General features: G+C 61.3%; 25 protein-coding genes. 11 read left to right on the forward strand and 14 right to left on the reverse strand.

The window, feature by feature from the left end; genetic code table 11:
- Positions 1-58 precede the first annotated feature (58 nt).
- From AC4BBN_RS21180 to AC4BBN_RS21195, 4 genes are read right to left on the reverse strand one after another with little or no spacing between them, the layout of a single operon-like run.
- A complete protein-coding gene (locus AC4BBN_RS21180) occupies positions 59-958 on the reverse strand; it encodes a metal ABC transporter substrate-binding protein (protein WP_490594010.1) in 900 nt (299 codons plus the stop codon).
- Positions 959-988: 30 nt separating this feature from the next.
- Positions 989-1870 (reverse strand): metal ABC transporter permease, encoded by an 882-nt coding sequence (locus tag AC4BBN_RS21185; protein ID WP_490594011.1) that lies wholly within the window; start codon positions 1868-1870, stop codon positions 989-991.
- On the reverse strand, positions 1870-2655 hold the full coding sequence (locus AC4BBN_RS21190; RefSeq protein ID WP_490594012.1) for a metal ABC transporter ATP-binding protein: 786 nt from the start codon (positions 2653-2655) through the stop codon (positions 1870-1872). The genes AC4BBN_RS21185 and AC4BBN_RS21190 overlap by 1 nt, the downstream gene beginning before the upstream one ends.
- Positions 2649-2792, reverse strand: a complete 144-nt coding sequence (locus AC4BBN_RS21195; protein ID WP_490594013.1) for a hypothetical protein — start codon at positions 2790-2792, stop codon at positions 2649-2651. The genes AC4BBN_RS21190 and AC4BBN_RS21195 overlap by 7 nt, the downstream gene beginning before the upstream one ends.
- A gap of 125 nt (positions 2793-2917) precedes the next feature.
- On the opposite strand from AC4BBN_RS21195, the gene AC4BBN_RS21200 reads away from it, so the two are divergent.
- The 7 genes from AC4BBN_RS21200 (at position 2918) to clpA (ending at position 8926) form a co-directional block, all read left to right on the forward strand.
- A complete protein-coding gene (locus AC4BBN_RS21200) occupies positions 2918-3409 on the forward strand; it encodes a Fur family transcriptional regulator (protein WP_490594014.1) in 492 nt (163 codons plus the stop codon).
- Entirely contained in the window at positions 3406-4086 is a 681-nt protein-coding gene (locus AC4BBN_RS21205) for an ATP-binding cassette domain-containing protein (protein WP_490594015.1), read from the forward strand. Before AC4BBN_RS21200 ends, AC4BBN_RS21205 begins: the two co-directional genes overlap by 4 nt.
- The gene (locus AC4BBN_RS21210; protein WP_490594016.1) at positions 4083-5285 is read left to right on the forward strand and encodes an FtsX-like permease family protein; all 1203 of its coding nucleotides are present in this window, start codon (positions 4083-4085) and stop codon (positions 5283-5285) included. Before AC4BBN_RS21205 ends, AC4BBN_RS21210 begins: the two co-directional genes overlap by 4 nt.
- A 22-nt stretch (positions 5286-5307) precedes the next feature.
- Positions 5308-5547 carry a hypothetical protein gene (locus AC4BBN_RS21215; protein ID WP_490594017.1) on the forward strand — a complete coding sequence of 80 codons (240 nt, stop codon included), beginning with the start codon at positions 5308-5310 and terminating at the stop codon, positions 5545-5547.
- A 35-nt stretch (positions 5548-5582) separates the two neighbouring features.
- Entirely contained in the window at positions 5583-6089 is a 507-nt protein-coding gene (locus AC4BBN_RS21220; protein ID WP_490594018.1) for a DUF3299 domain-containing protein, read from the forward strand.
- A 54-nt stretch (positions 6090-6143) separates the two neighbouring features.
- On the forward strand, positions 6144-6503 hold the full coding sequence (clpS, locus tag AC4BBN_RS21225) for an ATP-dependent Clp protease adapter ClpS (protein ID WP_490594019.1): 360 nt from the start codon (positions 6144-6146) through the stop codon (positions 6501-6503).
- Between the two features lie 83 nt (positions 6504-6586).
- A complete protein-coding gene (clpA, locus tag AC4BBN_RS21230) occupies positions 6587-8926 on the forward strand; it encodes an ATP-dependent Clp protease ATP-binding subunit ClpA (RefSeq protein WP_490594020.1) in 2340 nt (779 codons plus the stop codon).
- Positions 8927-9007: 81 nt separating this feature from the next.
- On the opposite strand, the gene AC4BBN_RS21235 is transcribed toward clpA, so the two are convergent.
- Positions 9008-9700, reverse strand: a complete 693-nt coding sequence (locus tag AC4BBN_RS21235; protein ID WP_490594021.1) for a nucleotide-binding protein — start codon at positions 9698-9700, stop codon at positions 9008-9010.
- 294 nt (positions 9701-9994) lie between these two features.
- On the opposite strand from AC4BBN_RS21235, the gene AC4BBN_RS21240 reads away from it, so the two are divergent.
- On the forward strand, positions 9995-11050 hold the full coding sequence (locus AC4BBN_RS21240) for a serine hydrolase (protein WP_490594022.1): 1056 nt from the start codon (positions 9995-9997) through the stop codon (positions 11048-11050).
- A 33-nt stretch (positions 11051-11083) separates the two neighbouring features.
- Here the strand turns inward: AC4BBN_RS21240 and AC4BBN_RS21245 are convergent, their stop codons facing one another.
- From AC4BBN_RS21245 to AC4BBN_RS21270, 6 genes are all read right to left on the reverse strand, one after another.
- Positions 11084-11872, reverse strand: a complete 789-nt coding sequence (locus AC4BBN_RS21245) for an IclR family transcriptional regulator (RefSeq protein ID WP_490594023.1) — start codon at positions 11870-11872, stop codon at positions 11084-11086.
- A gap of 103 nt (positions 11873-11975) precedes the next feature.
- A complete protein-coding gene (locus AC4BBN_RS21250) occupies positions 11976-12716 on the reverse strand; it encodes an arginyltransferase (RefSeq protein WP_490594024.1) in 741 nt (246 codons plus the stop codon).
- Positions 12713-13486 (reverse strand): leucyl/phenylalanyl-tRNA--protein transferase, encoded by a 774-nt coding sequence (gene aat / locus AC4BBN_RS21255; protein WP_490594025.1) that lies wholly within the window; start codon positions 13484-13486, stop codon positions 12713-12715. Before aat ends, AC4BBN_RS21250 begins: the two co-directional genes overlap by 4 nt.
- Positions 13487-13506: 20 nt before the next feature.
- Positions 13507-14157, reverse strand: coding sequence for a pyridoxamine 5'-phosphate oxidase (pdxH, locus tag AC4BBN_RS21260; RefSeq protein WP_490594026.1), 651 nt, complete (start codon positions 14155-14157; stop codon positions 13507-13509).
- A 124-nt stretch (positions 14158-14281) separates the two neighbouring features.
- Entirely contained in the window at positions 14282-15796 is a 1515-nt protein-coding gene (locus tag AC4BBN_RS21265) for a methyl-accepting chemotaxis protein (protein WP_490594027.1), read from the reverse strand.
- 243 nt (positions 15797-16039) lie between these two features.
- Positions 16040-18592, reverse strand: a complete 2553-nt coding sequence (locus AC4BBN_RS21270; protein ID WP_490594028.1) for an ATP-binding protein — start codon at positions 18590-18592, stop codon at positions 16040-16042.
- Positions 18593-18796: 204 nt separating this feature from the next.
- Here AC4BBN_RS21270 and AC4BBN_RS21275 point away from each other — a divergent pair, with 204 nt between their 5' ends.
- From AC4BBN_RS21275 to AC4BBN_RS21285, 3 genes are all read left to right on the forward strand, one after another.
- Positions 18797-19138 (forward strand): hypothetical protein, encoded by a 342-nt coding sequence (locus tag AC4BBN_RS21275; protein ID WP_490594029.1) that lies wholly within the window; start codon positions 18797-18799, stop codon positions 19136-19138.
- 152 nt (positions 19139-19290) lie between these two features.
- The gene (locus tag AC4BBN_RS21280; RefSeq protein ID WP_490594030.1) at positions 19291-20001 is read left to right on the forward strand and encodes a response regulator; all 711 of its coding nucleotides are present in this window, start codon (positions 19291-19293) and stop codon (positions 19999-20001) included.
- An 11-nt stretch (positions 20002-20012) separates the two neighbouring features.
- A complete protein-coding gene (locus AC4BBN_RS21285) occupies positions 20013-20294 on the forward strand; it encodes a hypothetical protein (protein ID WP_490594031.1) in 282 nt (93 codons plus the stop codon).
- Here AC4BBN_RS21285 and AC4BBN_RS21290 read toward each other — a convergent pair.
- Genes AC4BBN_RS21290 through gluQRS form a run of 3 tightly spaced genes read right to left on the reverse strand, consistent with a single transcriptional unit; the run spans position 20284 to position 22855 of the window.
- Positions 20284-21147, reverse strand: coding sequence for a pseudouridine synthase (locus tag AC4BBN_RS21290; protein WP_490594032.1), 864 nt, complete (start codon positions 21145-21147; stop codon positions 20284-20286). The genes AC4BBN_RS21285 and AC4BBN_RS21290 overlap by 11 nt on opposite strands.
- Before the next feature lie 44 nt (positions 21148-21191).
- Entirely contained in the window at positions 21192-21914 is a 723-nt protein-coding gene (gene trmB, locus AC4BBN_RS21295; protein WP_490594033.1) for a tRNA (guanosine(46)-N7)-methyltransferase TrmB, read from the reverse strand.
- Positions 21911-22855: a tRNA glutamyl-Q(34) synthetase GluQRS gene (gluQRS, locus tag AC4BBN_RS21300; protein WP_490594034.1), complete on the reverse strand. Its 945-nt coding sequence runs from the start codon at positions 22853-22855 to the stop codon at positions 21911-21913. Before gluQRS ends, trmB begins: the two co-directional genes overlap by 4 nt.
- Between the last annotated feature and the right edge of the window lie 6 nt (positions 22856-22861).

Genomic DNA, 22861 nt, shown 5'->3' on the forward strand with positions numbered 1-22861 from the left:
AAGGGTCTAGCGCAGGTAGTAACTGCGCCGGCAGCTATCTAATCAATAGCAATGTGGCTCAGCTCTTCTGCATGCCCGCCAGCAGGGCGCTGACGTTGTAGCGGGCCATTTCCAGGTAGGTGGCACCGGGCTGGCCGGGCACGGACAGGGCGTCGGCATACAGGCTGGCACCCACGGTGGCGCCGGCATCTTTGCTGATCTGCTCCAGCAGCTTGGGGTTGCTCATGTTTTCCAGGAACACGGCGTTGATCTTTTCGCGCTGGATCTGCTTGATCAGCTGGGCCACCTGCTTGGCGCTGGGTTCCGCGTCGGTGGAGATGCCCTGCGGCGCCAGGAAGCGGATGCCGTAGTGCGCGGCAAAGTAGCTAAACGCATCGTGCGAGGTGATCACCTTGCGCTTCTCTTTGGGCAGGCTGGCGAACTGCTCTTTGGCCCAGCTGTCCAGGGTTTGCAGCTCTTTCACATAGGCTTCGCTGTTGGCCTTGTAGCTGGCGGCGCCTTCGGGGTCGAGCTTGGCCAAGCCGGTGGCGATGTTGCGCACATACAGCACCACGTTTTCCGGGTTTTGCCAGGCGTGGGGGTCGGTTTCCACGCCCTTGCCGTCATCAGAAGCCATGGTGCGGGCCTTCACGCCGGTGGATGCAACCACGGTCGCGCCCTTGTAGTTGGCCGACTTGGCCAGCTTTTGCGCCCAGTGCTCAAAGCCCAGGCCATTGACCACGAAGAGTTTGGACTGGACGATGCTTTTTGCATCCGCTGGCTTGGGCTCAAATTCGTGCGCGTCTTCGTTCGGGCCGACCAGGGTGCTGACGTTCACACGGTCGCCGCCCACCACGCGCACCAGGTCACCCAGGATGCTGAAGCTGGCAACGACGGGGATTTTGTCGGCGGCGTAGCTGGCGGTGCTGAGCACGGCGGCAGCCAGGGGGACGAGCAGTTTGCGGACGATGTTGTGCATGGGAACTTGGGGTTGGAGTAAAGAAATCAGTCAGGCCACGCGGTGTTCACGCACCCCGTGGCGTTGCAGCCAGCCGCCGGGCGACAGCAGCAGCGAAGCCGCGTACAAAGCCCCGGCGCAGCCGATGATGGTCGGGCCGGAGGGCGCGTCGAAGTGGTAGGACAGCAGCAGCCCGGCAACGCCCGCCAACATGGCCTGCAGGCTGGCGTTGACCAACTGGGCGGGCAGGGTGTCGTGCCAGAGCCGGGCCGATACGGCCGGGATCATCATCAGGCCCACGGCCATCAGAGTGCCCAGGGTCTGGAAGCCAGCCACCAGGTTGATCACCACCAGCATCAAAAATCCCTGTTGCCACAGCCAACCCCGCTTGCCGGCCGCGCTGAGGAAGACCGGATCAAAACTCTCCAGCACCAGGCCCCGGTAGGCGGCGGCTAGGGCCAGCACGCTGATGCTGGCCACCGTCGCCACCAGCTGGAGGCCCGGCCCATCCACGCCCAGGGCGCTACCGAACAGGATGTGCAGCAGGTCCAGCTGCGTGCCGTGGCGCGATATCAGGGTGACGCCCAGCGCCAGCGACACTAGGTAGATCGCGGCCAGGCTGGCGTCTTCCTTCAGCGCGGTGGCACGGCTGATCCAGCCGGCCAGCGCCGCCACCAGCATGCCCGCCACCACACCACCCAGTGCCATGGCCGTCAGCGACAGGCCGCAGAGCATGAAACCAATGGCCACGCCAGGCAGGATGGCGTGGCTGAGCGCATCGCCCAGCAGGCTCATGCGGCGCAGCGTCAAAAACACGCCCAGTGGCGCAGCGCTGAGCGACAAGGCCAGTGTGGCCACCAGTGCGCGGCGCATGAAGGCGAAGTCGGCAAACGGGGCAAACACCAGGTCCCACAGGCTGTGCAGCAGGTCCATCAGGCGGGTACTTTCTGGGCGCTTATCTCGCGCACGGGCATCGGGTCCAACTTGTCTATGGCACAGACTTCGGCGGTTTCGTCCCATGCCTCGGCCATGGCGCGGGCACGGCGCAGATTGCTGTCGGTCATCACCTGGCTGGTCTGTCCCCAGCCCACCAGCTCGCGCGCCAGCAGCAGGGTTTGCGGAAAATGGTCGCGCACCTGGGCGTCGTCGTGCAGCACGGCAATCACCGTGCGCTGCTGGCCGTGCCATTGGCGGATCATGCCCAGCAGGGCGGCGGTGGTTTTGCTGTCCATGGCGTTAAAGGGCTCGTCTAGCAGGATCAGGTCCGCGTCTTGCACCACCATGCGGGCAAACAGCACGCGCTGCAGTTGCCCGCTAGACAAGGAGCTGATGGGCCGCCGCCCAAAGCCATCCAGCCCCACCGCCTGCAGTGCCGTATCGGCGCGGGCCAGCTGCGCCGCATCCACGCCGCCCCAGGCGCCTTGGCGCGGCCAGCAGCCCAGCAGCACGCAGTCGCGCACATCCATGGGAAAGCCACGGTCTATCTCGGCCAACTGCGGCAGGTAGGCAATGCGCTGGCGCGGCACGGCCAGGTCCACCCGGCCCCCCCCCAGAGGCAGCAAACCCATGATGCTTTTCAGCAGCGTGCTTTTGCCCGAGCCATTCGGCCCCACCACGGCCGTCAACGAGCCAGATGCAAACTGACCGCTAATGTGGTGCAGGGCAGGGTGTTGGCGGTAGCTGACGGTGAGGTTGTACAGCGTGACGTCATTCACCATGGCGCAATGTCCATATTGGCCCACGCCACGCCCAGCCAGAGCAGCGCCGCCACGGGCAACAGGGTGAGCACGCGCAACCAGGCGGGCCAGGCCAGCACACTGCGCTGGAAGGTTTTTTGTAGGAAAGATGTGAACATGGCTTTACAAAATGCGGTGGCATAAGGCCACCCGGTTGCGGTAATAATGCAACCAGATTGCGGTTAATGTAATGCAACTTTGTTGCGTTATTGAATTTTTCGCCAAGATTTACAAAGACCTCGCCATGGCTTCCTCACTACCCCCCACCGTTGCCGACCCGATAGATGCGCTGTTGTCGGCCCACGGCCTGCGCCGCACCAGTGCCGCGCGCCTGGTGCTGGGCTGGTTGCTGGCCCACCCGGACACCAGCTACACCCATGCGCAGCTGCAGGCGGCGCTGGCCAGCGACAGCAGCGAAGCGCTGGACCGCGTCACCCTGTACCGCCTGATCGACCGCCTGACCCAGGTCGGCCTGCTGCTGTGCCGCGTGGACGCCAACCGCGTGCGCCGCTACCAGGCCATGCCAGCCAGCGTGCACGCCATCCCCCATTTCGAATGCCAAAGCTGCCACCGTGACAGCCCGCTTGCCGGCGCCCTGAAAGCCAACGCCAGCGACCTGGAGCGCGCCGCCCAGTCCGCCATCGCCGCCCTGCAGGCCCTGGGCTACCAGGACATGAGCATGGATTTCGCCGTACGTGGCGTGTGTATCGACTGCGCCGCCGGGACCAGCGCGTGATCCGTACGGCGGGCCTGGCCTACCGCTACATGAAAGACTCCGAGTCAGGTACGGAGCTGGTGTTTCCCGATATCGATATGCCCCAGGGCGGCACGCTGCTGCTCAAAGGCCCGTCTGGCGCAGGTAAATCCACCTGGCTGGCATTGGCTGCCGGCCTGCTGCGCGCCAGTGGCGGCCATATCGAAGTCGCTGGGCAGGATCTGAATGCTCTAAAAAAAGTAGCTACTGACGCATGGCGGGCGAGCGCTATCGGCTTTTTACCCCAGCGTTTGCATTTGAGCGAAGCACTGACCGTGCGCGGCAACCTGGCCATGGCGCAGTGGGCTGCCGGCGTGGCCGACGACCCGCAGGCGGTGCAATCCACACTGGACGTGCTGGGCCTGACCGAGCTGGCCCAGCGCAAACCCAGCCAGCTGTCTGGCGGCCAAGCCCAGCGCGTGGCCCTGGCCCGGGCCGTGCTGCTGCAGCCCAAGGTGATATTGGCCGACGAGCCCACCGCCAGCCTGGACGACGATGCGGCGCAGGCGGCCCTGGCCCTGCTGCAAAGCAGTGCCGCCCGCTGCCAGGCCACTCTGGTTATCGCCACGCACGACGCGCGGGTGGCGGCCGCTTTGCCCCATGCAGTTACATGTCAAATCGGCCTGCAGCGTACGCATAAACTGCGCGAGAAGCTATGAAAATAGTAGCAATAGCCTTTAAATATCTCTGGTCGCGCCCCCTGGCCGCGTCGCTGAACCTGTTGCTGCTGGCGCTGGGCCTGGCGTCCATCACCTTTGTGTGGGTCACCAGCGAGCAGATGGACCGCTCTTTTGACCGCGACCTGGCCGGCATAGACGCCGTGGTCGGCGCCAAGGGCAGCCCCATGCAGCTGATACTGGCCGGCGTATTCCATATTGACGTGCCGCCGGGCAACATCCCGCTCGCCACCGTGCAAGAGCTGGAAAAAGACAAGCGCGTGGCCAAGCTGATTCCCATCAGCCTGGGCGACACATTTCGCGGCTTCCGCGTCGTCGGCACCACCACTGCCTACGCCGAGCATTACGACGCCAAGCTGGCCACCGGCAGCATGTGGACCCAGCCCATGCAGGCCGTGGTGGGAGCCCAGGTCGCGCAGAACACCGGCTTGGCCATGGGCAATAAGTTCTACGGCTCGCACGGCCTGGGCGGCGGCGGCCATATCCACGGCGACTTCCCGTACTTGGTGACCGGCGTACTCGCCCCGTGCGGCTGCGTGCTGGACCGGCTGGTGCTGACGGCCACCGAATCGGTCTGGAAGGTGCATGAAAAAGCCACCGCTGTGGACGACGAAGACCAGAAGATCATGGAGGCCGAGCGCGAGATCACCCTGGCGCTGATCACCTATAAAAGCCCGCTGGCCGCCGTGACCTTCCCGCGCTACGTCAACACCACCACCGAAATGCAGGCCGCCGCGCCTGCGGTGGAAATCACCCGTCTGCTGCGCATGGTGGGGGTGGGTACCGATGTGCTGCGCGGCTTCGGCGCAGTACTTCTACTGACCGCCGGCCTGAGCGTTTTCATCGCCCTGTGGAATGCGGTGCGCGAGCGCCGCGCCGACCTGGCCATGCTGCGCATGCTGGGCGCGTCGCCGTACAAGGTGGCCGGCCTGGTGCTGTGCGAGGCGCTGCTGTTGGCCGCCATGGCCACGGCCCTGGGCCTGCTGGGTGGCCATCTGCTGGCCCAGCTGGTGGGCAGCTGGCTGCAGGCCGAACGCTCGCTGCCGCTGACCGGCTGGATCTGGCTGCCCTCCGAATGGTGGGTGCCACTGCTGGGTGGCGCGGTGGCCACTTTGGCTGCCGCCTTACCAGCGCTTGAAGCCTACCGGCTGGATGTCACAACCTTATTGAACACTCGCTAATTTTTTGACTCGGAGCTTTGCCATGACCAAAATCACCACCGCCTTGCTGTTGACCCTGTCGGCCGCCAGCGCCTTTTCCGCCGAAGATATGAGTCAGGCCAAGGAAGACATCGCCCGCCACCGCGCCATTGCGGCGGCCCACGAAGCTGCCGCACTGTGCCGCGAAGCCGGCAAGGGCGAAGAAGTGTGCTTCAAGGAATTGCAAGTCGCCTGCAAGGGCATTGCCATCGGCAAATTCTGCGGCATGAAGCACGAGCATTAAAGTTACAACCCACAAAGAAGCCACCGGAGCAAGCCATGAAACTCGCCGCCATCGCCCTGCTGAGCGCATTGACCCTGGGCTCTGCGCTGGCGCAGACGCAGCCTCTGGGCTCTATCGACCTGCCGGCCGGCTCTGGTCCCGGCTACCACAGTCCCAACAGCCCGTTTGCCCCCCTGCAGGAGCGCTCAGACGTGGTGCCCTGGTCGGTACTGACCGCCGTGAAGACCCGGGCCGAAAAAAACCGCATCCTGCCCAATTTCGGCCTTCCCCAGCTCGCTTTGCACCAGAAGGTGCAGCGCGTTCAGGGCTTCATGATGCCGCTGGAGCCCGGTGAGAAGCAAAAACACTTTCTGCTGACCTCTGTGCCCCTGACCTGCTCCTTTTGTTTGCCAGGTGGGCCAGAGAGCATGGTCGAGATAAAAACCAAGACTCCCGTGAAATACAGCATGGAACCCGTGGTTGTGGAGGGGCGTTTTGCGGTTCTGAACGATGACCCTTACGGTTTGTATTACCGTATAGTGGACGCAAACGCGGTGAAGTAGCGCGCTAATTCACCTCTGCCGGTAACGGTGTGAATGCGTCTATAGAATGACAGCATGGCCACCAAAATTCCCAAAAAGCCACCGCCGCCCGTCAACCAGCCGTCGAAATCCGACGACGGCGATTCGGTCGTGCTTGAGCGTCTCACCGAAAAGATTAAGCCGCCGCACATGTACCAGGTGCTGTTGCTCAACGATGATTACACCCCCATGGAGTTCGTGGTGGTGGTGATCCAGGAGTTTTTCAACAAAGACCGCGAAACCGCCACCCAGATCATGCTCAAGATCCATCTGGATGGAAAAGCCGTGTGCGGCGTGTACTCCAAGGACGTGGCTGCCACCAAGGTAGACCAGGTTTTGGAGGCCGCCAAACAGTCTGGACACCCGCTACAGTGTGTCAGCGAGCCATTGGAATAACGGCTGCTTGAATAAGTCAAATTGCATCCCAAGTAGAGTGCGTCATCAGAGTGTTGTAACAGCAAGGCAAAAAAGGAATTCACATGATTGCCCAAGAATTGGAAGTCAGTTTGCACATGGCATTTGTGGAAGCGCGCCAGCAACGCCACGAATTTATTACGGTTGAGCACCTGCTGCTGGCTTTGCTGGACAACCCCAGCGCGGCCGAAGTCCTGCGCGCCTGCTCCGCGAACATTGACGACTTACGTAAGTCGCTGAGCAACTTCATCAAGGACAACACGCCCCAGGTCGCCGGCACTGACGATGTGGACACCCAGCCTACGTTGGGATTCCAGCGAGTGATCCAGCGCGCCATCATGCACGTGCAGTCCACCGGCAGTGGCAAGAAGGAAGTCACCGGCGCCAACGTGCTGGTTGCCATTTTTGGCGAGAAGGACTCGCACGCCGTCTACTATCTGCACCAGCAAGGCGTGACGCGCCTGGACGTGGTGAACTTCATCGCCCATGGCATCAAGAAGAGCGATCCTCCCGAGCCCTTGAAGGCCGCCGACAGCCAGGCTGAAGGGGAAGAGGGCGGTAGCGAGAAGAATGAAAAAGCGTCCCCACTGGAGCAGTTCACCCAGAACCTGAACCAGATGGCCAAAGAGGGCAAGATCGATCCGTTGATCGGCCGCGAGTATGAGGTCGAGCGCACCATCCAGATTCTGTGCCGTCGCCGCAAGAACAATCCACTGTTGGTAGGTGAAGCTGGCGTGGGCAAGACGGCCATCGCCGAGGGCCTGGCCTGGCGCATCACGCAAAAGGACGTGCCGGAGATCCTGGCCGAGGCGCAGGTCTATTCCTTGGACATGGGCGCTTTGTTGGCAGGTACCAAATACCGCGGTGATTTCGAGCAGCGCCTGAAAGGTGTGCTCAAGTCCTTGAAAGACAAGCCCAACGCCATTCTGTTTATCGACGAGATCCACACCTTGATCGGTGCGGGTGCAGCCTCGGGCGGCACGCTGGATGCTTCCAATCTGCTGAAGCCGGCGCTGTCCAGCGGCCAGCTGAAGTGCATTGGCGCCACCACTTTCACAGAATACCGTGGCATCTTCGAAAAAGACGCTGCGCTGTCACGCCGTTTCCAGAAAGTGGACGTGGTGGAGCCGTCTGTTCAAGAGACGGTCGAAATTCTCAAGGGCTTGAAGTCGCGCTTTGAAGAGCACCATGGCGTCAAGTACGCTTTGGCAGCTCTGCAGGCCGCTGCCGAGCTGAGCGCCAAGTACATCAACGACCGCCACCTGCCCGACAAGGCGATTGACGTGATCGACGAGGCGGGCGCGGCCCAGCGTATTTTGCCGACCAGCAAGCGCAAGAAGACCATCACCAAGGCAGAGGTGGAAGAGATCGTGGCCAAGATTGCCCGTATCCCGCCCGCCAATGTGTCGAACGACGACCGCGGCAAACTCAAGACGCTGGAACGCGATTTGAAGAGCGTTGTGTTCGGTCAGGACAAGGCTTTGGACGTGCTTGCGTCTGCGGTCAAGATGGCGCGTTCTGGCCTGGGCAAGGGCGACAAGCCTATTGGCTCCTTCCTGTTCAGCGGCCCCACGGGGGTGGGCAAGACCGAAGCGGCAAAGCAACTGGCCTACATCATGGGCATTGAGTTGATCCGTTTCGACATGTCCGAGTACATGGAGCGCCATGCGGTGAGCCGCTTGATTGGTGCGCCTCCGGGCTATGTTGGTTTCGATCAAGGTGGTTTGCTGACCGAGGCCGTCACCAAGAAGCCGCACTGCGTGCTGCTGCTGGACGAAATTGAAAAAGCCCACCCGGACATTTTCAATGTTCTGCTGCAGGTCATGGATCACGGTACGCTTACCGACAACAACGGACGCAAAGCCGACTTCCGCAATGTCATCATCATCATGACGACCAATGCGGGTGCCGAGACCATGAACAAGGCCACCATTGGCTTCACCAACCCGCGTGAATCGGGTGACGAAATGGCCGATATCAAGCGCCTGTTCACGCCAGAGTTCCGCAACCGCCTGGATGCCACGGTGAGCTTTAAGGCGCTGGACGAAACCATCATTCTGCGCGTGGTGGACAAGTTCCTGCTGCAACTGGAAACCCAGTTGGCCGAGAAGAAGGTGGACGTTACGTTTACCGACACTCTGCGTAAATATCTGGGTAAGAAGGGCTTCGATCCGTTGATGGGTGCCCGTCCGATGCAGCGCCTGATCCAGGACACGATTCGCCGTGCTTTGGCCGACGAGTTGCTCTTTGGCCGCTTGATCGATGGCGGTCGCCTGACGGTGGATATGAAGATCACCAAGGATGAAAAGGGCGTGGAGTCCGGCGAGGTGGAACTCGACATCCAGCCTTTGCCCAAGAAGGAAGGTCGCGCCAAGCCCGAGTCGGAAGAGGCAACTGCGGGTTGAACCAATCCACTGAATGAAAAAGGGGCGGTACTTTCGGGTACCGCCCCTTTTTATTAACTGCTGTTGGTATCGATATAGACCTTACAGCGGCAAGCCTTCTAGTGCCGTGTAAGTCTTCTTCAGCCAGGTTTTGACGCGCTGGCGCTCCAGAATGCCCAGGCCATCGGTTTCGCTGCGCTCGTGTACCGCGCTCCAGAAGCTGGCGTTTTGGCGGTCAATCTTGCGCATGCACGCGTCTTGCAGTGCGGGCAGTTCGATGACGCGGGCGCCTAGCTTCAGTGCTTCGTCCATGGCGCTGGAGGAGCGCATGAGTGAAAAGTCCGAGCCTCGCCCGTGGTTCATCACAATGATGTAGGTGGGGGCGCTGCCAAAGTTTTGCATCAGTTCTGTCAACAAACTGACTGAGTCTTTGCCTTCGTCGATCACGTGCCAAAAGTTGACGGCAATGTTCAGATCGGCAAGCACTTCGAACAAATCTGAGTCCTTGATCCATCGAGCCAGTGGAGCGGCTGTTTGCGCCGCCAGGTCAACGATGACATTCTGGTGGGGGTTGGCCTCGAACGCCTCGGCTATCTGGTCCAGTCCCTCAAAGCTGTCCACCAAGACAGGCGAGGCAAAGTTTGGATAAAAGCGGGTAAATGAATTGTGTGAGCGGTCGGTGTCAAACCCCGTGAAAGCCAGACCGGCATCCAGAAAGTACTGGGCGAGCACACGTGCGGTGACCGATTTGCCTACGCCGCCTTTTTCACCGCCAATAAAATTGATAGAGCTCATTGATTTCCCAGGGTTGTTTATTTGATTCTACGAGGCAAGTTTTACAACTTTTGTGCTTTGTCTTGTCAGCAAGAACCGTGCGCAAAACGTTATTACACGCTACTGCAGTCCGTACATTTTTCAGCTGTTTTTGGTGGCTCCACAGGCTCAATCACTCGGCTGCCCAGGTAGATTTTGTGTAAAGTTGGGGCCCCAAATATCACCTTAAATATATTCGCTAAGTCTTTGATCTTGTGTGAAGTTTTTGATTTGGATACACTCCTGCTGGATCGTTTCTGAACCGGAGATGAACTCATGCCACTCCCTGAAAGCCCTGTTTTGAACCGCCTGCTACAAATTGTTTCTGTTATTACCTGTTCTGCGCTGATGGCAAGTGCCCCAGCGCATGCCGCGCAGCGAAAAAAAGTGAGTGTCGAGAAGGTTCAAGCCGTAACCGCCAAGTCCAAGCGCAGTACGGTCGTGGTGAAAACAAGTCGCAATGCACGTGTGTCCAAAACCCTGGTGGCTACCAAGAAGGTGGCGCGGCCTGTTGCTGCCATCATTCCGGCCAAGCAGTCCTTCGGTGAATTGGCTGGCTTGCACGGGGCACCCGATGCCTTGGCGCTGAAATCCAGCGTCGCCCTGGTGATCGACCAAGACACGCGTGAAGTTCTTTTCAGCAAGAATGACCAAGCCGTTCTACCAATCGCATCTTTAACGAAGTTGATGACAGGTGTGGTGATCAATGAAGCCCATCTGCCTATGGACGAGGACATCACCATCAGCCAAGACGACGTGGATACCGAAAAATGGAGCCGTTCCAGGCTGACGGTAGGTACGACTCTGAGCCGGGGCGAATTGCTGCACTTGGCCTTGATGTCCAGTGAAAACCGTGCCGCCCATGCCCTGGGTCGCACCTATCCTGGCGGCTTGACCACCTTTGTGTCCCTGATGAATGCCAAAGCAAAAATGCTAGGCATGAAAGACACCCGCTACGTTGAACCCACAGGGCTGTCTAGCAATAACCAATCCAGCGCCCGTGATCTAGCCACCTTGGTGAATGCGGCATACAACGAACCCACTTTACGTGAGCTTTCTACGTCTCCTGGCTACCAGGTGGACATTGGCCGCAGAACGCTGCAGTTCAATAACACCAACCGTTTGGTGAAAAGCCCGGACTGGGATATTGGCCTGCAAAAGACTGGCTATATCTCGGAAGCCGGTCAGTGCTTGGTTATGCAAGCCAAGATTGCTGGGCGCAAGCTGATCATGGTGTTTCTGGACTCTGCCGGCAAACTGAGCCGCATTGCAGACGCAGAACGCGTGCGGCACTGGGTGGAGTCCAACCCCGTAGTCAAGACCGCGGGCTAGGTGCATCGGCGCCCGCAGCGCTTGCTTTACCTCTCAGTTGATATCCGCCGTCTTGTAGCCCAGGGCGGCGGATATTCCGTTTGCTGTGTTTTGTAATTTCGGCAGCCATCCCTCGTCCAGACGATCAGCCGGGGCTGAGATGGATAGACCGGCCACCAATTTGCTTTGGTCGTCGTAAATGCCTACTGCGATACAACGCACCCCTAGTTCCAGCTCCTCGTTGTCGCGGGCGATGCCGTACTGCCGGGTTTTGGCCAAGTCACGCTCCAGCATCTGGATATCGGTCAGACTGTTTTTGGTCTGGCCGCTGAGGCCTGTGCGCATCGCATAAGCGCGTACGCGTTGTGGCTCGTCCATGGCCAGAAACAGTTTGCCAACAGAGGTCAAATGCAAGGGCGCTCGCCCGCCAATGGCGCGCACGACCTGCATGCCCGATCGTTCGCTGTAAGCCCGCTCCACGTACACGATTTCGTCCCCTTGGCGCAGGCTCAGGTTCACAGGCTGCTGGGTAAGCCGGTGCAGCTCGCGCATGGGAGCCAGGGCAGCGTCACGCACGTTCAAACGACCTTTGACCAAATTGCCCAGCTCCAGCAAGCGCATGCCCAGGCGGTAGCTGCCAGGCTCAGGGCGGTCTACAAAACGGCCGGTCGCCAGATCATTCAGAATGCGGTGGGTGGTGGAGGGGTGCAGTCCCGTTCTCTCGCTGATTTCCTTGAGCGACATGGCGTCTTCGCGGGATGCCAGAACATCAATCAACGCAAACATGCGTTCTATGACCTGGACTGTGGGAGTGGCGGGCGCACTGGGTTCTGATGGCTTCATTGCAGTTCCCATTAAGAGATACTGGATCTTACCTTATGAAATGTGCGGTTGCACAATATGAAATCAACTTGGGTTCTGTAGAGCGCCCAAAATATGCTTTGGGCTAGCTTGCAACGGCGGTCCATACGCCATCTTTCAAGATTTCATGGGGTGCGAACCGGGACTTGTAGAGCATCTTGGGGCTCTGGGCAATCCAGTAGCCCAGGTAGACGTAGTCCAAGCCCAGTTGGCGCGCCTGTTCGATCTGCCAAATAACGTTATAGGTGCCGTAGCTGGCGCGCTGTTCCGGTTCGTAGAAGGTGTACACGGCGGATAAACCATCGTCCAGCACATCCAAAATTGACACCATCTTGAGTCGGCCCGCAGATCCGTCTGCAGCCAACTCCCTGAATTCGACCAAACGCGAGCTGACCCGGCTTTGCAACAGGAATTGCGTGTACTGGTCAATACTGTCTTGGTCCATGCCGCCGCCTGCGTGGCGGCCATTCTGGTAGCGCAGATACAGCTCGTAATGCTCGCGTACAAAGCCCAATTCCAATACGCGCGATTGCAGTGTGCCGTGCTGTGCCAAGGCACGCTTTTGGCTGCGATCGGGTTTAAAACTATGGACTAACACGCGTAGTGGCATGCAAGACTGGCAGCCGTCGCAATAGGGGCGGTAGGTGAACAGGCCGCTGCGGCGGAACCCCATGCGTACCAACTCCGAATAGGTTTCCGTCTGGATCAAGTGGCTGGGGGTTGCTACCTGGGACCGGGCCTGCCGATCCGACAGATAGCTGCAAGGATAGGGTGCCGTGGCATAAAACTGCAAGGTTTGCAGCGGCAATTCATGGAGGTTTGTCACAGGCCGGGCTTAGAAGCAAGCAGTGCGTTCCAGTATACGGGGTCGAATTGCCAATGTGGAGCGGCTTGGCTGGTATTGCGTGCGACCTGCGCGCAAAAGTCTGCCCTGGGTATTTCGCGCGCGCCCAAGGAGGCCAAATGGGCCGTGTTCTGTTGGCAATCGATTAGCTTGATGCCGTGAACACAGCAAAAACATACCAGAGCGGCGAGGGCGATCTTGGAGGCGTCAGGTACGCGGGTGAACATGGATTCGCCAAAAACTGCCTGGCCGAGGGCCACGCAATACAAGCCGCCAGCCAGCTCTCCGTCAATCCAGGTCTCTATGCTGTGGGCGTAGCCGGCCTGGTGCAGCTCTATGTATGCCTGCATAACGTCTGCCACGATCCAGGTGCCGCTTTGGCCAGGCCGCTCGCTGCCGGAGCAGGCCCGGATGACGTCCGCAAAGGCATGGTCCACCCGGATTTCGCAGCCCGGCGTGCGGATGAAGCGCGCCAATGTCTTGCGCAGCGAACGGTGCAGGTGAAACTCATGGGTGTGCAAGACCATGCGCGGATCGGTGCTCCACCACAGGATGGGTTGGCCCGTGCTGAACCAGGGAAAAATACCTTGGCGATAGGCGCGTTGCAGGCTGTCTGCGTCCAGCGCACCGCCCGCCGCCAAAAGGCCCGGAGCGGGATCGGTCGGGCCCCAGGCCTGCGCAACGGCTGGAAAGGGCTCGCCCGGCAAGAGCCAGGGAATCGGTTTTACCCGGGGCGAGCGCAAGGATGACATGGCAGCAGACTTATACGTGTTTAAGGCGCTAGGCGCTCACGAATCCAGCAGGAGCTGCTATCCAATGTATAGCGAAGGCGGTCATGCAACCGGCTCTTGCGTCCTTGCCAGAACTCCCAGCGGTCGGCCTGCAGGCGGTAGCCGCCCCAATGTGGGGGGCGTGGCGGGTTCAAAAGAAATTGTGCGCCGTACTTGGCGGCATTCGTCACCAGGGTGCCGCGACCGGAAATCACTTGCGATTGGGGTGACGCCCAAGCGCCAAGCCGAGAGTCCAGCGGGCGGCTGTGGAAATAGGCGTCACTTTCGGCTTCACTGACCTTTTCCACGACGCCTTCTATGCGGACTACACGCTCCAGCTCCACCCAGTGGAATTGCAGGGATGCATAGGGATTGCCCGCAAGCTCCTGGCCTTTGCGGCTTTCATAGTTGGTGTACCAAACGATGCCGCGCGCATCGAAACCTTTGATCAGCACGATACGGGTCGATGGACGCAAATTGTGCGCTACCGTAGCCAGGGTCATGGCATTGGGTTCGGGTACCTGGGCGTCTACAGCCTCGTTCAGCCATTGTTCGAATTGCTGTAGCGGGTCTGCACGAGACGCCTCTTCATTGAGTTCTGCGCGCTCGTAGCTTTTACGCAGATCGGCAAGCTGGTTGGTAGTTAGGCTCATGTCTTGGATTGTGCCGCCGAACCAAGCCCTATAGGCCGCCATGGCCATCCACGGGCGGCTTAATTTGAGACGCCGCTGCTGCCATCGGGCTGCAGTAGGTGGGGCTTAGGGCGTGCTCAAGGTCTTAGGCCGCCACCAGGTTCTTGTAGACCCCGCAGCCCACGGCCAGGTCGTCCACCAGTTGGACGAAGGACATCTTGGTTTGCACCCGCCCGGTGCTGGGGTTGGTGATGTTGTATTCCACCCAGCCGGGCTCGCGTTCGGCCTGGGCGTAGATGGCGTCCAGCAGGCCCGCGCCGTCGATACCGGCAATGTCTTGCACCCGCGTGCCGACCTTGGCCGGGTTGCCGCCAAAGGCGCGGTAGTTGCCGCTGCGGTCCAGGGCGAAGACATACATGTCGCGGTCGTGGAAGCCCTGGGTCGGTTGGGTCAGCTCGCGCAAAAAAGCATCTGTAGAGCCACTGCGACGCCGGTGCGCCACGGCCCGATCGACCAGGGCCATGGCTTCTTCGGCCGAGCCCTGCTGCAGCTTGAACAGTGCCACGGCTTCCACCAGGGTGGAAGCACGGCTCTCCAGTGTGGACGCCTGGGTGACCGCGTGCTCCACCATGTGCGCGTTCTGCTGGGTGATTTCGTCCAACTGGCGCACGGCGCTGGTGATCTCGCTCAGGCCGGTGCTTTGCTCGGCGCTGGAGACAGAGATGTGCGCCATATTGCTGGCCACGTCACGGATGCCGGTCACCACCTTGTTCAGTGCGCTGCCCGCGCTGCGTATCTTCTGCACGCTGGTGGCCACCTGGGTGCTGGAGGTGCCGATGAGCAGGCGTATCTCCTTGGCTGCGCTGGCCGAGCGTTGTGCTAGCGAACGAACCTCGCTGGCCACCACGGCAAAGCCCCGGCCGGATTCACCCGCACGGGCGGCTTCCACGGCGGCGTTCAGGGCAAGGATGTTCGTCTGGAAGGCCAGGCCGTCGATCACTCCCACGATCTCGTCCATGCGCTTGGCGCTGCCCTGTATCTCCTCTACGGAGGCGATGGCGTCGGCCATGGTGCTGCTGCCCTGGTCGGCTGCGTCGCGCACACTGGCGGCCTGGGTATTGGCCTGGCTGGCGGTCTGTGCGGTGGTCTGTACGGTGCCGGAGAGTTGCTCCACGCTGGCAGCGGTCTGTTCCAGGTTGGCGGCCTGCTGTTCTGTGCGGTCAGACAGGTCACGGTTGCCGCTGGCCAGACTTTTGCCCGCGTAGGCAACAAAGGCCGCGTTGCTGCGCACATTGGCGACCATGGCCGATACCGTGGAGCCAATTTGCTGTGTAGCGCTGACCAGCGCAGCCAGTTCGTCGCTGCCACGCAATTGCAGCTTCACGCGTAAGTCACCTTTGACCAGCTGGGCCATGGCCTGCTGTACCTGTTGCAGGTCTTGCGCAAGGCTATGGTGAAAGCACAACAGCGCATAGGCCGATACCAGCAGCCCAGACGCGCAAAGCCAGGGCATGGCGCTGGAGGCCGAGCCCAGGAACGCATTCAGCGTGACGCCGACCGGCAGGGCCAGTAGCACCACGGCCAGCAGTAGCACCTTGCCCAGCAAGGGTAGGCGCCGCATCAGCTGTACACCAGGGGAAAGGACGGCTTGGAAAAGCATAGTGGCTGTCTCGTAGATAGTTGTTGTCGTGCTGGTCTGGGCCCTGCAGGGCGGGGCCAGACGGCTGGAACCTTTGTAGGTCCATGGGCTTACACAAAACTGTCAACACGATGTTACGGGGCCCGCAGATGTCTCGCAAGCTGTTTGCTATCAAAAAAGTAGCTTTTGGCGCAGTTTCTGTATGCGCCAGAGGCTATTTTCTTGCTTTAATTTCAAGGATCTGGATGTCTGGGGCCGGGCGCGTCAAAGAGCCTGGTCGTCCAGGCCGAAGGCCAGTGCTTCCACGTCTTCGTGGCGCAGGCCCGCGCCCAGGGTCTTGAGCCGGTCGAACTGGGCCGCGTCCATTAACTGGCGTGCCATGTGTTCGGCACATTCAGCGCAGCGGGCTTCGTTAACCTCGCGCGACTTGCCGTGTGCGGCGTGAACCTTGTCGGCATAGCCCAGCAGGCAGACGGCGGTCTGTGGGCGGTTTTCCAGAGCCGCCAGCAGAGCCAGGTTGTCGGCGGCATACACCTGGGCATCAAAGTGCAGCACCTGCGGCCAGCAGGTATCGGCTAGCGCGCGGGCCTGGGCTGTATCGCCCTTGGCCAGCCAGGCGCCGGTCAGGTGCAGTTGCACCAGAAGCAGGGTGGCCATGTGCCGGGTGTTGGATAGCCGCTGCTGCAGCGCCAGGTAGCGGGTGATGGAGGCATCGACCCGGCCGGCGGCCAGTTCCATGTAGGCGATGATGTCCTCGCCGCGCAGCAGCGCCTCCGAATAGCCGGCCAGTGCGTCCAGCGTGGCTTTTTGCAGCAGCTGCTCGATGGCTTGGTCAAACGCTCCGGCAACGAAATTGCAGGTCAGCGAAGCAAACAGGCCGTAGCTGCGCACAATGGGCGGCCAGGCGGGGTCTTCGATGGCCCACATCTCCGACAGCACCTCGCGCTGTTCCTGGCGCTGATCGGGTCCGTAGGTCAGTGCATAGACCAGCGCGGCCAGCGCGTGGTACAGGTTGCGTTTTTCACCCGGCTGTGCGCGGTACAGGGTGCAGGCGCGGCGCGCCAGGCGGCAGCCCAGGGCGGGTTGCCGGTAGGCCCAGAAATAGGCAGCGCGGCTGGACCAGCGGGCCTGCAGGCCGGTGGGCAGCTTGTCGGTGACCAAGGGTGCGGTGGCTTCCCAGACGTAGCGGCGTTCGCGGCGGCGGTCACTGCTGAGCGCCTCGGCCATGCCCGGGGCGATAGCTACAGCGCTTTGCGGGTCGTTGTGGATAGCCCAATTCAGCGCCTCGCGGCCATTGCCCAGGTCGGGAGCCAGTGCGGCATACCAGTCGTCTATGCGCTGCTTGCCACTGAAGAAGTCGATGTCGGCCTGCTCGAACAGATGGCGCATGGCTAGCGCATGGCGTTGGCGCAAGGCAGGCTCTTCGCTGGCGGCGCCGAGCTGCTCCAGTGCAAAGCTGCGCGGCGTGTCCAGCAGGTGGTAGCGCGGCACCTGTTCGTCCTGGTGGGTGCGTTCTGCAATCACCAGGGAGCGGTCCACCAGCGCGCCCAGTACGTCCACGACGGACCATTCGTCCAGGCTATCGTCTGCCACCACTTGTTTGGCCATTTCCAGCGAAAAGCCGCCAACGAAGACGCCGAGCCGGCGGAACACGGTTTGCTCCACGTCGTCGAGCAGGCCGTAGCTCCACTCCAGCGCCGCGCGCAGGGTCTTCTGCCGTGCCGGAGCGCGTCGGCTGCCGCCATTGAGCAGACGCAGGCGCTGGTTCAGGGAGTTGGCCAGGGGCGCTAGTCCCAGCAGGGGCACGCGGGCTGCTGCCAGCTCAATGGCCAGCGGCAAGCCGTCCAGGCGGCGGCAGATTTCCACCACCGTGTCCAGGTTGTCGGGGCCCAAGGTAAAGCGACGGTCTGCTGCCTGCGCGCGCTGTGCAAACAGGGCTACTGCGCCAAATTCGCGGGCCTCTTCCAGAGCGGCCAAGCGGTCGGGCAGGGCCAGGGCATCCAGCCGGTAGACCCATTCATCGGCCAGTTTGAGCGGCGCCTGGCTGGTGACCAGCACTTTGAGCTGGGGCGCCGCCTGGTGCAGGGCCTGCAGTATGCGGGCAACCTCGTCCAGCAAATGCTCAGCGTTGTCGATGGCTATGAGCATGGACAACGGGCGTACCGCTTCCATCAGGCCTTTGAGCGGGTCACCGTGGCCCGATTGCAGCCCCAGTGCACCGGCAACAGTGCTGGCGACGAATTCGGGTGCGGTTTGTGGTGCCAGATCAACCCAGGCCACGCCATGTTGGTGGGCACTGCGCCGCTCGTGCAGCAGCCACTGCGCCAGCAGCGATTTGCCTATGCCACCTGCGCCCACAATGGTCAGCAGGCGGTGCTGGGTCAGCAAAGTGCCCAGATTCGACACGTCGGAGGCGCGGCCGATCAGGGGAGTCAGTACCGATGGTAGGTGGGTCGCCGCAGGCGCTTCTGTGGCGCTGCTGCTCATGGGCGGCGGTGCAGGCGGTATTGGTGTGCTGGGCGCACCGCTGGCCTCCAGGGCGAAGCGGTAACCGCGCCCTGGGATGGTGACGATGGCCTGCGGTCCCAAGAGTTTGCGCAGTGTGGAAACCTGGGCTTGCAGATTGTTTTCTTCTACCACCAGGCCGGGCCAGGCCATGTCCAGCAATTCGTCCTTGGTGACGACCCGGTCACGGTGCTCTACCAGGGCCATCAACACGTCAAAGGCACGCGCCCCCGGGTTGGTGGCGGTGCCGTCTACAAGAACCATGCGCTGGGATGGCCGGACCTCGAAGCGGCCAAAACGGTAGCTATTCAACAACTAAGTACCTGCATACAAAAATAGGTCTCTGGATGGCACCCTTCCACCAAAGGGTGGGGGCGCCGGGAAATCGCAGATGGGCCGGGTTTCAGAAGTTTTCAGACCGGTTTCAGGCGATTCAAGGACGTATAAACCGGTTCGGAGGAAAGTCCACCCTTGTCACGGCAGCGACATGTTGCCTGATTGTCAAGGACAAAACGCATGACTCCCGAACCATTTACAACTCGTGACAGCGGATTTTCAGAATCTTTGGGTGATTTTTCACAGTTTCAGTCCAGCCCGCATGCGCACGAACCCCATTACTTTGACCGTCCCGGTCTGGCTTGGATCCTGGCCTGCGTACTGTTTGCCACTGCTGCGGCGCGCTGGCTGCCCCATCTGGCCGAGCCTGCCGGCATGCGTGCCGCGCTGGTAGCCATGGGTTTGAGCACCACAGCATCCAAGCAAGCGATGAGTCTGCCACAGGATGCTGGAACCGGCGGCGCAGCGCGGCAGGCACCTGTTCACGAGAGTGTTACGGCTGCTGTTTTTCGTCAATATTAAGGATGCGAAGCATGCACAGCCTACCTAAGATGGATCGCATCACAGGCCTTGTACGTGGCTTGCGTCTACGGCCACAACACGGCCATTCAGCCCATTTTGAACAGCGTTGGCGGTTTGCGTTTCCATCAATCTCGGGCTTAGGGAGTCTATTTATGTTTGCCAAAAAACCGATCACTGTTTTGATTGCCGAAAGCAATCCCGAGGTATTGCTCAAGTTTGCGGCTGCCATCGAGCAGGACCAGGCGCTGTGCCTGGCTGCCGCTGTATCCACGGGTACTGCTGCAACGGTGGTGGTCGAGCAAAGCATGCCCGACGTTTTGCTGCTGGATCTGGCCTTGACCGATATGCCGGCGGTGGATGTGATCCGCCACATGGCATGGGGCTACCCTGGTACCGAGGTGGTGGTACTTACCCAATTTGGCAACGATGAGCAGGTGTTGGCCTGTATCGAGGCCGGCGCAAGCGGTTATTTCTTCAAGGACGCTGCGGAAGATGATCTGGGTAGCTGCATCCATACACTGCGCGCCGGTGGTGCGGCGATCAGCCCGGGTATGGCACGGCGCGTGCTTGGTCGGTTTCGTCTGCGCGCAGGGGTGAGCAGCGTGTCGGCCTGGTCTATGTCTCTGGCGGACTCCATCCACCCCCTTTCGGAGCGCGAGGCCGATATTCTGCGCTGGGTTGCGCGTGGGATGTCGTTAGATCAGATCAGTGAATTGGCAGGTTGCCCGTCGCAAACCCTTTTGTGTCACGTGAAGACGGTGTACGGCAAATTGGCCGCGCAGGCCCGGGGCGATGCAATGGCTTTGTGCCATGAGTCGGAAGCTCGGCAGGACGGCATGGTTTCCTTGCAGCATATTGGTTGACAGGAGTGAACATGCGCACCACAACGGTTCGTCCCAAACCCATGCCCCGCATCCGTGCCAAAAATGGCCCCTGGTGGTCATTGCTAGCCTGGCTGCTGTTTTCTGTCGCGCTAGTAGCGGTGGGTATTTTGCTGACCCCTGACTCAGGCGTTGCCTATGTCGATCAGGGTGTGCCTGCAACCGCAGTCCAGTCCTCGCCTGGCGCAGCCGATGCTGCCGTGCCCATGGCCAGCACGGTATTACTGCCCAACGAGCCTGCAGGCACGCCGGTTGTTTGGGCACCTAAACTTTAAGAACCTGTTCAAGTTCTCGGCCGCTGCTGAATTGCCGCGCCTGGCCGGTAATGGGGTCGGTGAAGGCAATCGAGCGCGCCAGCAGCTGCAGCGGCGCGCTGAAATCTCCATCGGCTACCGGGAGAAGATCGGGGTACCAGTGGTCGTTGCGAATCGGAATGCCCAGGGCGGCCATGTGGATGCGCAACTGGTGGGTGCGTCCGGTCGTGGGGCTTAACTGGTAGCGGGCCCATTCACCCAGTGTTTCCAGCAGGGTGATATGGGTTTCCGCATTGGCTTCGCAGGGCATTTCGTCAGGTGCTTCGCAGTAGCGAAAAAAGGGCTCACTTTGCACGATGCGGCTGCGCCGCACGGCGGGCAGTTCAGCGCGCCAGGGGGCGATAGCCTCGTAGGTTTTATGCACCTGTTGCTGCCGGAATAGCGCGTGGTAAGCATCGCGCTCCGCCGGGTGAATGCAGAACAGTGTGACACCGGCGGTTTCCCGGTCCAGCCTGTGCAGCGGTGCCAGGCTGTCCAGGCCTAGCGCCTGTTTGAGGCGCACCAGCACGGTTTCCTGCACATAGCGCCCGCCTGGCACCGTGGGCAAATAGTGCGGTTTGTCTACGGCGACCAGATGCGCGTCCTGGAACAGCAGCGTGTACTCAAAAGGAATGCGAGGCTCTTCCGCCAGATGGCGGTAGTAGTACAGGCGGGTGTGCGGGCGGTAGGCCGCGTCGGGCAGTACCGGTTGGGCTTGCTCGTCCAGCACCAGGCCGTCCTGCATGCGCTGCAGCCACACCTCGGGCTGTACCGTGGGGAATCTATCCGCCAGGAAATCGATAGTACGGAGCCAGTCGCCGCCGGGCAGCCCCACGCAGCTCGGGCCTACGCCGTTGCGGGTGGGGAGGTGGGCAGGTATCAAACCCGTTGGAACACCAGGTCCCACACGCCGTGACCGAGCTTGATGCCGCGGTTCTCGAACTTGGTGAGAGGGCGGTACTCGGGCTTGGGGGCGTAGTCGGCGGCCGTATTGCGCAGCAGTGGCTCGGCACCCAGCACCTCCAGCATTTGTTCGGCGTAGTTTTGCCAGTCGGTGGCGCAGTGCAAATAGCCACCTGGTTTTAAGCGCGCGGCCAGCTTGGCTACTAATGGCGACTGCAGCAGGCGACGCTTGTTGTGCTTCTTCTTGTGCCACGGGTCGGGGAAGAATACGTGGATGCCGTCCAGACTGGCCAGCGGCAGCATGTGGTCGATGACGTCCACGGCGTCGTGCGAAACGATGCGGATATTCGGTATGGATTGTTCGCCAATGCGTTTCAGCAGGGCACCTACGCCGGGCTGGTGCACCTCGCAGCACAGAAAGTTCTTCTCGGGCAGCACACCGGCGATGTGGGCCGTGGCCTCACCCATGCCAAAGCCGATTTCCAGGATATGCGGGGCACTGCGGCCAAAGGCGGCGTCCAGTTCCAGCGGCGCGGCGCGGTAGGGCAGCAGGAATTGCGGGCCCAGGGTTTCGAAGGCCTTGGTCTGCCCGGTGGTCGTGCGACCAGCGCGGAGCACAAAACTCTTGATGGTCTTGGGATGGGGCACGGCCGGGCGGCCTGCGTCTGCGGGGGGGATGGGGTTTGTTGCGTCGTTCACAGGGTGGGATTGTAGAGAGCGCGCCAGCCCCCTACCCAAGCCGCCAGCGCATCGGCACAGCTGCTGCCCACGGCCGGCAGGCCCAGTACCTGCGCCGCTGCCTGCAAGGCGGCCAGCGGCGCGTCCAGGTCCAGCGCCTGGGCGCCGTTTTGTTTGGACAGCTTTTCGCCATTCGGGCCGCACACCAGCGGCGTGTGCAGGTACTGCGGCGTGGGCAGGCCCAGGGCCTGTTGCAGATGGATCTGGCGCGGTGTGTTGTCGGCCAGGTCCTGGCCACGCACTACGTGGCTGATGCCCTGGGCGGCGTCGTCCACCACCACGGCCAATTGGTAGGCCCACAGGCCGTCTGCGCGGCGCAAGACGAAGTCACCGACTTCGGTGGCCAGGTTTTGCTGCTGCAGACCCAGGCGCCTATCGTGCCAGGTCAGGTTGGTGTCTGCTATTTTATTTGTAGCTGCTTGCGCAGGTATTTCAAGCGCTGGCGTGCTATTTTGTTTAAATGCATCGGTGCGCATGCGCCAGGCACGGGCGGGTCGGCCCTGCAGCCCTGCGCGGCAAGTGCCGGGGTAGACCAGTTCGGCATGGCGCTGGCGCGGCTGGCCGCGTGCGGTGCAGGCCGCTTCTATGTCCTTGCGGGAGCAGGCGCAGGGGTAGGCCCAGCCGCTGTGGACCAGCGCGTCCAAAGCCTGCTGGTACAGCACGCTGCGGGTGGATTGGGCGACAGGTGGGGCGTCTGGCACCAGGCCGCAGGCGGCCAGCTGCTGCAGTATCAGTGTGCTGGCGCCTGGGATGCAGCGCGGCGTGTCTACGTCTTCTATGCGCACCAGCCAGGTACCGCCGTGCGCTCTGGCGTCCAGCCAGCTGGCCAGTGCGGCCACCAGCGAGCCTGCATGCAACAGGCCGGTAGGCGAGGGCGCAAAGCGCCCGGTGTAGGTCGGCAAGCTACC

The sequence above is a fragment of the Rhodoferax sp. SPJ21 genome, from assembly GCF_058216335.1.

Bases quoted from the DNA above. Each gene is read 5' to 3' on its own strand.
- aat (WP_490594025.1), bottom strand. From the start codon at position 13,486: ATGTCATCCTTGCGCTCGCCCCGGGTAAAACCGATTCCCTGGCTCTTG.
- AC4BBN_RS21235 (WP_490594021.1), bottom strand. From the start codon at position 9,700: ATGAGCTCTATCAATTTTATTGGCGGTGAAAAAGGCGGCGTAGGCAAA.
- AC4BBN_RS21195 (WP_490594013.1), bottom strand. From the start codon at position 2,792: ATGTTCACATCTTTCCTACAAAAAACCTTCCAGCGCAGTGTGCTGGCC.
- AC4BBN_RS21200 (WP_490594014.1), top strand. From the start codon at position 2,918: ATGGCTTCCTCACTACCCCCCACCGTTGCCGACCCGATAGATGCGCTG.
- AC4BBN_RS21245 (WP_490594023.1), bottom strand. From the start codon at position 11,872: ATGAAGCCATCAGAACCCAGTGCGCCCGCCACTCCCACAGTCCAGGTC.
- AC4BBN_RS21265 (WP_490594027.1), bottom strand. From the start codon at position 15,796: ATGCTTTTCCAAGCCGTCCTTTCCCCTGGTGTACAGCTGATGCGGCGC.
- AC4BBN_RS21285 (WP_490594031.1), top strand. From the start codon at position 20,013: ATGCGCACCACAACGGTTCGTCCCAAACCCATGCCCCGCATCCGTGCC.
- AC4BBN_RS21185 (WP_490594011.1), bottom strand. From the start codon at position 1,870: ATGGACCTGCTGCACAGCCTGTGGGACCTGGTGTTTGCCCCGTTTGCC.
- AC4BBN_RS21240 (WP_490594022.1), top strand. From the start codon at position 9,995: ATGCCACTCCCTGAAAGCCCTGTTTTGAACCGCCTGCTACAAATTGTT.
- AC4BBN_RS21190 (WP_490594012.1), bottom strand. From the start codon at position 2,655: ATGGTGAATGACGTCACGCTGTACAACCTCACCGTCAGCTACCGCCAA.
- clpS (WP_490594019.1), top strand. From the start codon at position 6,144: ATGGCCACCAAAATTCCCAAAAAGCCACCGCCGCCCGTCAACCAGCCG.
- clpA (WP_490594020.1), top strand. From the start codon at position 6,587: ATGATTGCCCAAGAATTGGAAGTCAGTTTGCACATGGCATTTGTGGAA.
- pdxH (WP_490594026.1), bottom strand. From the start codon at position 14,157: ATGAGCCTAACTACCAACCAGCTTGCCGATCTGCGTAAAAGCTACGAG.
- AC4BBN_RS21275 (WP_490594029.1), top strand. From the start codon at position 18,797: ATGACTCCCGAACCATTTACAACTCGTGACAGCGGATTTTCAGAATCT.
- AC4BBN_RS21180 (WP_490594010.1), bottom strand. From the start codon at position 958: ATGCACAACATCGTCCGCAAACTGCTCGTCCCCCTGGCTGCCGCCGTG.
- AC4BBN_RS21215 (WP_490594017.1), top strand. From the start codon at position 5,308: ATGACCAAAATCACCACCGCCTTGCTGTTGACCCTGTCGGCCGCCAGC.
- AC4BBN_RS21280 (WP_490594030.1), top strand. From the start codon at position 19,291: ATGTTTGCCAAAAAACCGATCACTGTTTTGATTGCCGAAAGCAATCCC.
- AC4BBN_RS21210 (WP_490594016.1), top strand. From the start codon at position 4,083: ATGAAAATAGTAGCAATAGCCTTTAAATATCTCTGGTCGCGCCCCCTG.
- AC4BBN_RS21220 (WP_490594018.1), top strand. From the start codon at position 5,583: ATGAAACTCGCCGCCATCGCCCTGCTGAGCGCATTGACCCTGGGCTCT.